9 protein-coding genes are annotated in these 13,159 nt (G+C 67.1%); 3 read left to right on the top strand and 6 right to left on the bottom strand.

The window, feature by feature from the left end; translation table 11 throughout:
• Positions 1-7 precede the first annotated feature (7 nt).
• Entirely contained in the window at positions 8-1,603 is a 1,596-nt protein-coding gene (locus HMPREF3114_RS16035; protein ID WP_053499118.1) for an alkaline phosphatase D family protein, read from the top strand.
• A gap of 109 nt (positions 1,604-1,712) precedes the next feature.
• On the opposite strand, the gene HMPREF3114_RS16030 is transcribed toward HMPREF3114_RS16035, so the two are convergent.
• The 4 genes from HMPREF3114_RS16030 to HMPREF3114_RS16015 all read right to left on the bottom strand — a co-directional run bounded on the left by HMPREF3114_RS16030 (position 1,713) and on the right by HMPREF3114_RS16015 (position 8,593).
• Complete coding sequence (locus HMPREF3114_RS16030; RefSeq protein ID WP_053499120.1) at positions 1,713-3,821, bottom strand: phosphocholine-specific phospholipase C; 2,109 nt, start codon at positions 3,819-3,821, stop codon at positions 1,713-1,715.
• An 8-nt stretch (positions 3,822-3,829) separates the two neighbouring features.
• Positions 3,830-6,208 carry a TonB-dependent receptor domain-containing protein gene (locus HMPREF3114_RS16025; protein ID WP_053499122.1) on the bottom strand — a complete coding sequence of 793 codons (2,379 nt, stop codon included), beginning with the start codon at positions 6,206-6,208 and terminating at the stop codon, positions 3,830-3,832.
• Between the two features lie 115 nt (positions 6,209-6,323).
• Entirely contained in the window at positions 6,324-7,250 is a 927-nt protein-coding gene (locus HMPREF3114_RS16020; protein WP_053499124.1) for a c-type cytochrome, read from the bottom strand.
• Positions 7,247-8,593 carry a c-type cytochrome gene (locus HMPREF3114_RS16015; RefSeq protein WP_053499131.1) on the bottom strand — a complete coding sequence of 449 codons (1,347 nt, stop codon included), beginning with the start codon at positions 8,591-8,593 and terminating at the stop codon, positions 7,247-7,249. Before HMPREF3114_RS16015 ends, HMPREF3114_RS16020 begins: the two co-directional genes overlap by 4 nt.
• Before the next feature lie 182 nt (positions 8,594-8,775).
• Between HMPREF3114_RS16015 and HMPREF3114_RS16010 the strand changes: the two genes are divergently transcribed.
• A complete protein-coding gene (locus tag HMPREF3114_RS16010; RefSeq protein ID WP_070489990.1) occupies positions 8,776-9,894 on the top strand; it encodes an alpha/beta hydrolase family protein in 1,119 nt (372 codons plus the stop codon).
• An 81-nt stretch (positions 9,895-9,975) separates the two neighbouring features.
• Here the strand turns inward: HMPREF3114_RS16010 and HMPREF3114_RS16005 are convergent, their stop codons facing one another.
• Together HMPREF3114_RS16005 and HMPREF3114_RS16000 are read right to left on the bottom strand one after the other, a co-directional pair.
• Positions 9,976-11,115 (bottom strand): MFS transporter, encoded by a 1,140-nt coding sequence (locus HMPREF3114_RS16005; RefSeq protein WP_053499127.1) that lies wholly within the window; start codon positions 11,113-11,115, stop codon positions 9,976-9,978.
• A gap of 169 nt (positions 11,116-11,284) precedes the next feature.
• Positions 11,285-11,986: a pirin family protein gene (locus HMPREF3114_RS16000; protein ID WP_005409043.1), complete on the bottom strand. Its 702-nt coding sequence runs from the start codon at positions 11,984-11,986 to the stop codon at positions 11,285-11,287.
• 140 nt (positions 11,987-12,126) lie between these two features.
• Here HMPREF3114_RS16000 and HMPREF3114_RS15995 point away from each other — a divergent pair, with 140 nt between their 5' ends.
• Positions 12,127-13,047: a LysR family transcriptional regulator gene (locus HMPREF3114_RS15995; protein WP_053501307.1), complete on the top strand. Its 921-nt coding sequence runs from the start codon at positions 12,127-12,129 to the stop codon at positions 13,045-13,047.
• Positions 13,048-13,159: the final 112 nt, after the last annotated feature.

Genomic DNA, 13,159 nt, shown 5'->3' with positions numbered 1-13,159 from the left:
CACAGCCGTGGATACGATCAATCGCAGGCGATTCCTGGCGCTGGCCGGCCTGTCCGCTGCCGGTGCCTGGATGGGCACGGCACATGCGCTGGCCGCGCGGGCCGATGCCACCGCGCTGAACCCGCGCAACCTGCTGGCCAAGCCGCGCTTTGCCAGCACACCTTTCACCCTGGGCGTGGCCTCGGGGGATCCCTCGGCCGATGGCATGGTGCTGTGGACGCGCCTGGCGACCGAGCCGCTGGTGTTCGGCAGTGGCATGCCGGCCCGGCCGATGCTGGTCGATTGGCAGCTGGCCGCGGACGAAGGCATGCGCAAGGTAGTGCGCCAGGGTTCGGCGATGGCGCATCCCGAACTCGGTCACGCCGTGCACGTGGAGCTGGACGGGTTGGCGCCCGGAAGGCCCTACTGGTACCGCTTCACCGTGGGTGGCCATGCCAGTGCGGTCGGTTGCACCCGCACGCTGCCGGCAGCCACGGCAGCGGTGGATCGCGTGCGCTTTGCGGTGGCAGGTTGCCAGCACTACGAAGAAGGCCACTACACCGCGTGGCGGCGCATCGCCGAGGAACCGCTCGACTTCGTCTTCCACTACGGCGATTACATCTACGAAGGCGAAAGCCAGCCGGGCCTGCGGAAGATGAACGGCCAGTCGTTCACCAACCTGCGCAACCACGTCGGCCCGCAGATCTATACGCTGGATGATTACCGCCGCCGCTACGCCCAGTACAAGAGCGATGCCGACCTGCAGGCCGCTCATGCATCGGCTCCCTGGTTCGTCACCTTTGACGACCATGAAGTGGACAACAACTGGGCCGGCGCCGAAGACCAGGACGATACGCCCAGCGAAGTGTTCCTGCTGCGGCGCGCGCAGGCGTTCCAGGCCTACTACGAGAACATGCCGCTGCGCCGTTCGGCGTTCCCGCGCGACGGCCACTTGCAGATGTACCGGCGCGCACGCTACGGCACGCTGATGGACCTGCACCTGCTCGACACCCGCCAGTACCGCAGCAAGCAGGTGAACATGACGCTGCGCGAGGAGGTGGAATCGCCGGAGCGCAGCATTGTGGGGGCGAAGCAGGAGCGCTGGCTGTTCGATGGCCTGTCCGATGCCGCGCCGCGCTGGCATACCATCGCCCACCAAGTGGCGCTGGGCAACTACATGCGCGAGAAGGACGGGGTAGTGCAGTCGTCCGATGACCAGTGGTCGGGCTACCTGGACAGCCGCCGGCGCCTGCTCGAGCACATCCAGAAGGTGGGCTTCGGCAACGTGGTGACCGCCTGTGGCGACGCGCATCGCCACTATGCCAGCGATCTGGTGCAGGACCACCGTGACTCGGGCGTGATCTCCAGCGAGTTCCTCGCCACGTCGATCACCTCCGGGGCCGATGGCCAGGGCGTGGACGCGTATGCCAGGAACCAGCTTGCACACAGCCCCTATCTGAAGGCGACCACCGACAAGCGTGGCTATGTGCTGTGTGATGTCACCCGTGATGCGTGGATCGGCGACATGAAGACGCTGGATACTGTGATGCAGCCGAATGGCGTGCTGCAGAGCTGGAAACGCTATGCGGTGGAGCACGGCCGGCCGGGGCTGCAGGAGGCCTGAATCTGCCGATCTGCCGCGTAGAGCCGAGCCCATGCTCGGCTGCTTTGTCGGGGCAATGCGACCAGGGCGAGAAGCAGCCGAGCGTGGGCTCGGCTCTACAGAGGGCTCCTCAATCGTGCTCGAACCGCAAGGGCTCGCTGCCCATTGCCGGATCACTGGTGCCAGGGCGCCCATCCTCGGCGCGGCCGGCCAGTCGCAGTGCACTGTCGCCCGCACCGATGCGCAGGTCGTACCACCCTGCGGTGGGCGCCGCGTCCCATGCCACCGTGGCCTCAGCATGCGCCGGCAGCGCCAGCGCCTGCTCAGGCATGTGCCCGGCATAGGCACCGGCCTGCACCCGCACATTCTGTGCGCTGTTGTGCAGATTGCGCAGGTGCAGCCGCAGCTGGCCGTCCGCGCGCTCGATTGAAGCCTGCACGGCAGGAGCCTTGAACGCACCCTGGAAGTGGCGGTGGAAACCGTTCGGACCAAGCAGCCAAAGGTCATAGCGGCCCTGGGCGTCCAACGGCCAGCGCTCGCGCAGCGGCGTACCTGGCAGCAGCGTGTAGCGGCGTGGTACCGCATCCAGCCGCAGCCGATCGTAGACATGCAGCACTGCCGCCGCGCCTTCGCAGGACAGCGTCAGATCCACACCCAAGGCATCGACTGCGGCAATCGATGCCTGCGGTCGATAGGGTAGGGCGCGCGCGGGACGTACACCGCTTTCCTGTTTCGCTGGCTTCAGCCCCTCCGGCAGCGTGGGCACGGTGCGCCCCGGCAAGGCAGCAGCGCGTGCGGCAACCGCACTCACGTCGGGCAGGCCGCGGACGAACGGGCGGGTATCGCGCTGGGCAAAGTCGAACGCATTGCTGAGGTCGCCGCAGACCGCGCGGCGCCACGGCGAGATGTCCGGTGCGGCCACGCCAAAGCGGCGCTCGATCAGCCGTATGACCGAGGTGTGGTCGTACACCTGCGAATCGACCCAGCCACCGCGACTCCACGGTGAGATCACGTACAGCGGCACGCGCGGTCCCAGACCGTACGGGCGCCCGCGCAGTTCGGCGAGATCGTACTTCTCGTCACCCGGTGCCGGGTGGCGGTGGTACTCGCCTTCGGTGCTGACCGAGGACACACCCGCCCAGCCACCGTCCACCGGCGAAGGCGGGGCAGGTGGCGGCATGTGGTCGAAGAAGCCATCGTTCTCGTCGAACATCAGCAGCAGGGCAGTGCGGCTCCATACCTGCGGATCGGCGGTCAGCGCATCCAGTACGCGCGCGGTATAGCCCGCGCCCTGGGCGGGACTGGAAGGACCAGGATGCTCGCTGCCTGCCGCGTCGGCGATGATGAAGCTGACCTGCGGCAGGCGCCCGTCAATGACGTCCTGGCGCAGCTGCGCCAGGCCGCGCGTGCTGACCCCGCGCGCGCGAAGCTGCGGGTCATGCCCCGGCGCCGCGCGGTGGGCCTGGCGGAAGGCCTCGAAGCCCGCCAGCGGGTTGTCGGTGAAGTTGTCGGCCATGTCCTGGTAGATCTGCCAGGACACGCCGGCCCTCTGCAGGCGCTCGACATAGCTGGTCCAGCGGTACGACGCCGGGTACCCGCCCTGTTCGGGAAAGTTGTCGTGCGAATTGGCGATCACCGGGCCGCCGGCACGCGCATGCCCATCGTTGTGGCCGGTCCACAGGAACACCCGGTTCGGGTTGGTGCCGGCCTGCATTGCGCAGTGGTAGGCATCGCAGATCGTGAAGGCATCGGCCAGGGCGAACTGGAACGGCAGGTCGCTGCGCTGGAAGTAGCCCATCGAGTGGTTCTGCTTGGCCTTCGGCCATTGCCCCATGCGACCTTGGTCCCAGGCGCGCTGCGCATCGGGCCAGGTATGCGGCGTGCCTTCCACGCGCATGTAGCCGAAGTGCGCGGCGGTATCCAGCGGGAACGGCGCGATCGCGCGCTCGCCGCTGGCATCGGGCTGCAGCCACAGGCTGCGGACGCGGCCACCTGCTTGCAGCGCGGCGGCCGGGGCGACGAACCGATCACCGAAGCCACGTACGCCCGGCAGCGTGCCGAAGTAGTGGTCGAACGAGCGGTTCTCCTGCATGAACACCACGATGTGCTGCAGGTCTTCCAGGCTGCGCGTCTGCGCGGCGGGGGCGATCGCGGCGGCCCGGGCGATGCTGGGCAGCAGTGGAGAGAGGCCGGCGGCAACGCCGGCCTGCAACAACCGGCGTCGGCCGATATCGGTCACAAGCTCACTCACAGGTCTACGCGGAAAGAGATGCCGACGGTGCGCGGAGCGCCGATGAAGGCGTTGTCGCGCCCGTCCACCCCTGCAAGATACCGTTTATTGGTGAGGTTGCTCACCACCAGGTTGGCGCCCATGCCCTTCAGGCGCGGCGACAGGCCCTGCAGGTCGAAGCCGATGTTGGCGTTGAGCACGGTCGCCGACGGCAGCTTGTTGACGTTGGCGGCGTCGAGATAGCGCGTGCCCAGGTAACGGCCGGACAGGCCGAAGTTCCAGTTCTCACCCTGCCAGTCCGCCGACAGGACGAGGGTCTGTTCGGGCTGGCCGATCACCTTGGCGCCATCGACGATGCCCAGCTGGGTATCGCGCGCGGCATCGCCGCTGCCGAGGTACTTGGAGCGGTTGTAGGTATAGGCGGCGTTGAGGCGCCAGCCGTTGTCCCAGCCGTAGCCGAACGCGGCTTCCAGCCCGTTGCTCTCCACGCCGCCGAAGTTCTCGTAGACGCCGTCGGTCTCGCCGAGATAGTCGATGCCGCTGACGAAACCTGCCGGCAGGTAGACGATGCGATTGTCGAACTTGATGTTGTACAGGGTCACCGAGGCGGTCAGCGGCCAGCGGCTGATGCGCATGCCCACTTCAATGTTGTCGGCGGTCTCCGGCTCGACGTTGCGGAAGCGCTGCGGGTCGGTCTCGCCGAGCACGCCGGAAGGAATCGCGGCGAAGTTCTGCGAGAAGCCGGCGAACAGCTCCATGCCTTCCACGCCCGGTGCCCAGGTCAAGCCGGTGGACAGCAGCGGGTCGGACCTGGAATCGGATTTGACGTGTTCGCTGGCACCGATCACGCGGCGGCGCGACTGGTCGACGAAGAACTGCTTCACGCCCAGGCGTGCGCTGAACGGCCCGAAGCGCGCCACGTCCTCGACGTAGTACATCTGCTCGTCAACCTTGTACTTGTCCTCGAACTGTACCCAGTACGGCTGGTGGTCGAAGGCGATGTCCTGGCCGACGTTGAGCAGGCGATGCCAGTCGCGGCGCGCCGAACGGTCCAGCTTCTCCACCCACAGACCGCCACGGATCGTGTTGTCGACCGTGCCGAAGGTCTGCCGCCACTCGACGTCGGCGGTCACGCCCATGCGGTCGTTGTCGTAGTGCGTGTGGCGATACGACTGCGCGCCCAGCACGTTGCCGGCGTAGCAGTTCGGATCGTATTCGGCGGTGAAGCCCAGCCGCGGCGTGCAGTAGGCCAGGCGCTGCGCGGCGCTGCCGTCGGGATTGACGAAGAAGATCTGGCCACGGTTGCTGCCGCCGTACACGGTTTTTCCACCGATGTACTCCGACTCGGGGCGGCCCGCACCGTCATCGCTGACCTGCGCCAGATAGGGAGGCAGCCAGTCGCCACGACCTTGCATGCGGTGCCCGTAGGCGGCCACCGACGCTTTGAAACCATTGCCGCCGTCAAAGGCTGCGCGCAGGTAGCCGAAGGTGTTCTCGCGCAGGGCACGCGAACCGGAGCGATAGTTCTGGTCCAGGTACGGGATGCCGGTGAGGGTGCCGACCAGGTTGTCGCGATCCGGATTGGTCGCGAAGCCCTTCGGTGAGACGCTGGTGTATTCCGGCTCGTCGGCATCGTTGTAGGACAGGTAGCCGGTCAGGGTCCAGCGATCCAGTTCGGTGATGAACTTGCCGGCGATGTGGTCGTTGCTGGCGTGGCCGGTGCCGTCGATCCAGTCGTGCACCTTCGACGAGGAGGCACTGACCCAGGCGCGGGTGTGGCCGCCGAGCAGGCCGGTGTCGTAGCGCACGTAGTACTTGCGAGCCTCGTTGTCACCGGCACCGACCACGAAGCGCAGGCGGCTGTCCTGCAGCGGATCGCTGGTGAGGAAGTTGAGCGTGCCGCCCAGCGCCTCGTTCGAGCGCGAGGAGATATCGGCAGTGCCCTGGCTGACTTCCACCGTTTCCAGGTCGAGGGTGTCGATGTAGCGGTTGGCCAGCGAGCCGCCGCCGTAACCCGAACCGCCGTTGGGCAGGCCGTCGATGGTAGTGCCGATCTGCTGTGTGTCGCGGTTGGTGACAAAGCCACGCATGCTGATCTGCGTGCCCCACACCGATGAGCCGGTGGCATCGGCTTCGCTGACCACCACGCCGGGCACCTCGTTGAGTGCATCGTTGACGCTGCTCATCACGGTCTGCCGGTTCAGCGTTTCCGCGCGTACCGAAGTCTTGGCGTAGCTGGTGGCCTGACCGATCACCTGCACCTGGTCGAGGGTGCGGGCCTCACTGCTGCGCGCTTCAGCGGCATCGCCCTGCGGTGCTTCGGCCAGGGCGTTCAGTGCGGGGGCGATCAGCAGGGCGAGCAGCGAGACACGGGGAAAGCGCGCAGACGTTCGCATCGAAACCGGACCTTCAGAGGGAGGAAACCCCGGAGTGTCGGCAGCGCCAATGACATCGGCATGACGTGGCGATGCAGGAATCGTGTTGTGCGACGGCCGGCTCCTGCTGCCTGTATCAGTACCGCGCGTCCTTGGGTTTCGGGTCGCGCGGCCAGTCCTTGCTCTTGTTGGCGAAGTCCGGCCGCGGCTGGTTGATGAAGTAGCTGGCGATGTCCACCGCATCCTGGTCGGGCATCACCTGCTGCCCCAGTGGGGGCTTGCGGGTCACCGCCGGCGGCATGTTGTGCTTGACGAAGCCGGCGGCCTTGTACAGGCGCGCCATGCCGGCGCCGATGTTGAAACTGTGGTCGCCCCACAGCGGCGGGAAGGCTATGTCACCGCTGGCGTCGCGCCGTCCTTCGCCGTTGTCGCCATGGCACGCGGCGCACTGCACGGCGTACAGTGCCTGGCCACGGATCGGGTCCGGGGCCAGCGTGCTGTCGATGGGCCCCTCACTGGGGGCGGACACCTTTGCACCCTCTGGCACAGGACTGCTCAACCACGCCATGTAATCGAGCATCGCGCGCATCTGCGGCGAGTCCTTCGGCAGAGGCTTGCCGTTCATCGAACGCTGCAGGCATCCGTTGATGCGCTCGGTCAGCCCGATCACCTTGCCCGGGCGCGGCATGTAACGCGGATAGGCGCCGCCGCCGGTGTTGAAGTAGTGATTGCCGAAAGGCCGCTTGCCTTCGGCCATGTGGCACGAATTGCAGTTCAGATCGTTGCCGACATTGTCCGGCAGCAGCCGTGCAGTCTCGTTGAGGAGGCGGCGGCCGAGCATCACCGATTCGGCATTGCCGAAACCGGCGATCTCCTCGGCACTCGGCGCATGGTAGTGGCCGACCACTTTGCCTTGCGCATCGAGGATATCGATCGTGCTGGCCACCGCGGCATCCAGGTCCGGGTACAGATGACGGTAGGCGAGGGTACCGGCGCCGGTCAGCACCATGAGGGTGATCGCACTGCCGATCAGCAGGCGCAGACGCGTGCGCGAACGCTTCATTGTGCGGCCTCCTGCGGAACGTAGTGCACCGGCTTGTCGCGCACCACCCGACGCATGCGCGCCACGTCGACCTCGCTCACTGCGCTGGCCTGATTGCCCCAGCTGCTGCGGATGAAGGTCAGGATCTGTGCCAGCTGCGCGTTCGGCAGCTGCTCGAAGCCTGGCATGCTGAAGGCCATGCGGTCGTGCCGGGTATGTGGCGTGCGGCCGCCGATCAGGGTCACCTGCACCAGCGAGCTGGGGTCATCGGCGAACACGATCGAGTTGCCCGCCAGCGCCGGATAGACGCGGGCCATGCCGCGGCCGTCGGCGCGGTGGCAGGCCTGGCAGTGCTCGGCATAGGCCAGCGAACCGGCCACACGATAGTCGCCGCTGCGCAGTGCGGCGGTGGTGGTGTCGGTACCGGGGGACCACTGCGAACTGCGGCCCTCACGCGCCGGCAGCTGTTTCAGGTAGCGGGCCATGGCCAGCAGGTCGGCGTCGGACAGGTACTGCGTGCTGTGCTCGACCACGTCGGCCATGCCACCGAAGGCCGACGATCGATCAGTGCGCCCGGTGCGCAGGAAGTCCACGATCTCACCCTCGCGCCAGCTGGCCAGACCGGTCGATTCGCTGCGCAGGTTCTTCGCGTACCAGCCTTCCAGCACCGAACCGGACAGGAACTGGCGGCTGCCATCATCGGCCATCGCCTTTTCCTGGAACGCCAGCCCGCGTGGCGTGTGGCAGGCACCGCAATGCGCCAGGCCTTCCACCAGTTCGGCACCACGCTGCTGGCCGGCGTCCAGCGACGGATCCGGGCTGAAGCTGCGTGGGCGTGCGAACAGCAGTTGCCACCATGCCAGAGGCCAGCGCATGTTGGCGGGCCATGGAATCGTGCTGTCGGCGTTGTCCTGCTTCACCGGCTGCACCGAGCCCATGAAATAGGCGTACAGCGCCTTGATCTCGGCGTCGCGGGCAATCACGTACGAGGCGTACGGCATTGCCGGATACAACGGCTGGCCATCGTGACGGATGCCGCGACGTACCGCGCGTTCAAAGTCGGCGTAGTCGTAGGCGCCGATGCCGGTTTCCGGATCGGGGGTGATGTTGGTCGAGTAGATCGTCCCCATCGGCGTCTGCATGCCGAGGCCACCGGCGAACGGCTTGCCGCCCGGCGCGGTGTGGCAGGCCGCACAGTCGGCGGCGCGCGACAGGTACTGCCCCTGTGCGATCAGCGCCGGGTCGTGGATGTCGACCTGCGCGGCCTGCCGAGGTGCGAACCAGTAGGGCGTGCTGCGGGCGATGCCATAGGCGGCGGCCAGCGTGGTGGCCAGGGCAATGGCGAGCTTGAACGAGGTGCGCATGGGGGCACTGTGGGCAAGCATGCCGGCGTATTCATTGATCCGGATCAATGCCGAGGTCGATCGCGCCATTGTGACAACCTGAATCGATCCCGCATTGTCATCAAGCCGTCATCCACGCGCGATAGATGGCCTACGCCCGCGTCGTTAACCTGCCACGCTGTCGCATCCTTTCCCGATTGCCCATGAAGCGCCTGCTGCTGTTGCTGCTGGCGTGCGCCGGCCTGTGGCTGGCTGCATGCTCATCCTCGATCAACGCCTCGTCTACCTCGCTTGCCGACCGGCTGATCGCGCCAGGCGGCGTGTCGACCCTGCTCGATCGCCCGCGCATCGCCGCGGCCATTGCCGGGCTGCCCAACCGCCATGGCTTCGCAGCGGGTCGCGATGGCGTGCCGATCTTCTGGCGCGTGTTCGACCCCGGCGACTACGGCGCGCGGTACCACTACCTTCCGCAGCGTCATGAGAACGGCCAGCCTCTTGATACCGGCCTGAGTCTGGCCGTGCCACAGCCGTTCCGCGCGCAGGCGCCACGCGGCACCGTGGTGCTGCTGCATGGGGGGATGATGAATGGTGATTCGATGCTGCCATGGTCGCTGCAGCTGGCCGAGTCCGGCTACCGCGTGGTCACGCTCGATCTGCGCAACCATGGCCAGTCCGGTGCAGGTCCGTCCGGCTATGGCACCTATGAATCGGATGACGTCGTCGATGTCATCGGCGAGCTGCGCGCGCGCGGCGAAGTGACCGGCCCGCTGTACCTGTTCGGTGTGTCCTATGGTGCGGCCACGGCGGTGTTCACCGCCGACAAGCTGGGTGACCAGGTGGCCGGCGTGGTGGCGATGGAATCGTTCGCCAATGCCGGTGCGGCGATCCGCACGATGATCCCGCACCTGATGGGACTGCAGCCGGAGGGCCTGAAGGCGCAGGCGGTGGCGTCGTACGCACGCTGGCGCTATGGGGGCCAGGACATCAACCAGGTGATCGCCGCCGCCAGCCGCCGTATCGATGTCGATCTCGACCGCGTCGACGTCGCGCGTGCGCTGGCCGATACCCGCACCTGCGTGCTGCTGCTGCACGGTCAGGGTGACCAGCACATTCCGGTCAGCCAGGGCCGGCAGCTTGCGCAGGCCAACCCGCGCGCGCACTACATCGAAATGCGTGGAGAGGACCACATCACCCTGCCGCTGCGCCTGGACCTGCTGGCCGGCGTGGTGGATGACTGGATGGCGCGCGACGAGCACCACCCGCAGAGCGCGTGCCCAGCCCCACAGCTGCCGGCCCAGGCCGAATGGCTGGCACACGGCTGAAAAAAGGGGACGGAGGGGATTAAGTCGTTTGCAGCACACTCGGGGCAGATGTGACTTAATCCCCTCCGTCCCCTTTTTCTGTCAGGTCACGCGCCGTGCCAGTGAGCGGGCGGAGGCGGCTACGCCCAGCAGCAGTAGGGCGACGCACAGGAAGGCAAAGCCGAGGCTGGTGGCATGTGCCACTGCGCCGATCGCCGCCGGACCAGCGAGGATGCCGGCGTAACCCAATGTGGTCACGGCAGTGATGGCGATGCTCTCCGGCATCACCCGCTGCTGGCCTGCCATCGAGAACAGCGCCGGCACGATGTTGGCGCAGCCCAGCCCGACCAGCACGTAGCCGGCCAGCGCCACCGGAAACGAGGGCACAAGCGTGGCCAGGGTGAAGCCTGCCGCGGCCGTGATACCGCCGAAGACCAGGGTGCGGGTGCGGCCGAGGTGCTCGACGATGCCGTCACCGAACAGGCGCATTGCCGTCATCGCCAGGGTGAACAACGCGAAGCCGGCCCCGGCCTGGTCACGCGGCACCTGCCGCACTTCGGCCAGGAACACGGCGCTCCAGTCCAGCATCGAGCCCTCGGCGAGGAACACCACGAAGGCCAGTACGCCGATGAACAGCACCACGCCATGCGGCAGTGCCAGCAGCGGGCCTTCGTGCAGGATCCGTTGCGGACGCCAATGCGGCGCCGACAGCATCGCAACCAGCAGAAGTGCCCCCACCGAAACCAGCGCGGCCAGCCACAGCGGCGTGCCGAGGATCAGCAGCCCGGTCATGCAGCCAGCACCGACAAATCCACCGATGCTGTAGAAGGCGTGGAAGCCGGACATCATCGCGCGCCCGGCATCGCGCTCGACCGCCACCGCCTGCATGTTCATCGCACAATCCAGTGCACCGACGCCGGCACCGAACACGAACAGCGCCGCGCCCAGCCACACCGGCGAGGGCGCAAGCACCAGCAAGGGCAGGGCGCACAGCATCATCGCGCAGGTGATCACCATCACCCGGCGGCAACCCAACCGCCCGGTCAGTGCACCTGCCAGCGGCATCGCCAGCAGCGAGCCGAGCCCGAGGCACAGCAGCACGGCGCCGAGGCTGGCGTCGGACAGCCCGGCCTTGGCCTTGGCATAGGGCACCATCGGCGCCCACGCGGCGGTGGCGAATCCGGGAATGAAGAAGGCGGCACGGGTAGCGTGCTGTTGGGCACGTGGGGATGAAGGGGTCATGCGAGGGCGGTTCCGGATAAACGCTGCCATGAAAGCGTTTCCAGTCGTATCGGGCAAGGGGCATTCGGGTCACCGAAGGCCGAATACGATTGCGGGCCGTCCATCAGGCGCCGCGGGCCCGGCGATGCCTTTCCGCATCGCCGGGCCACGTCTTCAGGACAGGGCGTGTTTACAGCGGCAGATCGAACACCAGCACTTCGGCATCGTTGCCGTTTTCCAGGGTCAGCTGGGCTTCGTCGCTGACCTGCAGCGCGTCACCGGCTTCGAGGGTGATGCCGTTGACCTGCAGCTGCCCACGTGCCACCTGCACATAGGCGCCACGGCCGTTGCCGAGCGCATGGTGCAGCTTCTGGCCGCCATCGAGGATGGTGGCGAAGATGCGGGCATCCTGATGGATGCGCAGCGAACCGTCGGCACCGTCGGGGGAGGCGATCAGGCGCAGCTGGCCGCGCTTGGTCTCCGGTGCGAAGTGGGTTTCTTCGTAGGACGGAGTGATGTTCTCGGTATCCGGGAAGATCCAGATCTGCAGGAAATGCACGGTCTCGTCGGCCGAATGGTTGAACTCGCTGTGGGTAACGCCGCTGCCGGCGCTCATGCGCTGCACGTCGCCGTAGCGCAGCACCGAACCGGTGCCCATCGAGTCCTTGTGTTCCAGCGCACCGCCCAGCACGTAGGAGATGATCTCCATGTTGCTGTGGCCGTGGGTGCCGAAGCCCTGGCCGCCAATCACCTTGTCTTCGTTGATCACCCGCAGCGGGCCGAAGCTGACGTACCGGGGGTCGTAGTAGTTGGCGAAGGAGAAGGTATGGCGCGAGGACAGCCAGCCATGCTCGGCCAGGCCACGGGTAGCGCTCTTGCGGATCTGCAGCATGATGGAATCTCCTTGTTCGATGGTTTCGATGGGGCGGGGTGGGCGGGTATCCGCCGTGTTTCCCCGTTGGAGAGAAGTATCCGCTTGCGTCCGGGGTTTGAAAAACGGATAGTTTTGAAAGCCATCATCGAAAAATTCGAATGCTCAAGCTCAGCCTCGATGCCCTGCAGATCCTGGATGCCATCGACCGCCGTGGCTCCTTTGCCGGCGCCGGCAAGGCCCTGCACAAGGTGCCCTCGACCATCTCCTACACCGTGGCCAAGCTGGAGGAGGACCTGGGTGTGCAGCTGTTCGACCGGGTCGGCCCACGTGCAGAGCTGACCGAGGCCGGGCGCGCGCTGCTGGACGAAGGCCGGCATCTGCTGCGCGCGGCCCGCGAGCTGGAGCTGCGGGTGCGCCGGGTGGCGTCGGGTTGGGAGACCGAACTGACCCTGGCGGTGGATTCGGTGTTCCCGACCTGGCTGCTTGGGCCGGATATCGCCGCATTCCGTGAGGCCGAGGCACCGACCCGGTTGCGGTTGATCGGCGAGGCCCTGTCCGGCACCTGGGAGGCCCTGCTCGACCGCCGTGCGGACCTGTTGGTCGGCGCGCCGGGCGAAGGGCCCAGTGGTGGCGGCTATGTGGTCGAGCCGCTGGGCACGGTGGAGTTCGTGTTCGCGGTGGCACCTGATCATCCGTTGGCCGCGGTGCCCGGCGTACTCGGTCGCGAACAGCTGGCCGAGCACTGTGCGATCGCCGTTTCCGATTCGGCGCGCAGGCTGCTGCCGCGCACGGTGGGCCTGTTGATGGGGCAGGAGATGCTGACCGTTCCCGACATGGCCAGCAAATTGAAGCTGCAGTGCGAAGGCGTGGGCTTCGGCTTCCTGCCCGAGCCATGCGCGCGTGCTGCGGTGGCGCGTGGCCAGCTGGTGATCCGTGAGGTGGAGGAGCACAAGCCGGAAGAGACCTTCTGGCTGGCCTGGCGCACCGGCGAGGATGGCGCGGCATTGCGCTGGTGGCGCGAGCGCCTGCGCAGGCCGGAGCTGCTGTCGCAGTGGTGGCAGGCAATGGCAAGGGGGTAGGCGTTCGGCAGGGCTGCGCCCTGCACCCGCTACGATCCAGAGCAACAGCAACAGCAACAGCAGAAGCTGGTTTGCTGAGGGATGGCGGGGTGGGTCCGGTTGCGGGGGGCGC

This window comes from Stenotrophomonas sp. HMSC10F07 (assembly GCF_001807895.1).
Lineage (GTDB): Bacteria > Pseudomonadota > Gammaproteobacteria > Xanthomonadales > Xanthomonadaceae > Stenotrophomonas > Stenotrophomonas sepilia.
The sequence above is the reverse complement of the archived record's forward strand: the minus strand, read 5'-3'. Positions and strand labels throughout refer to the sequence as shown.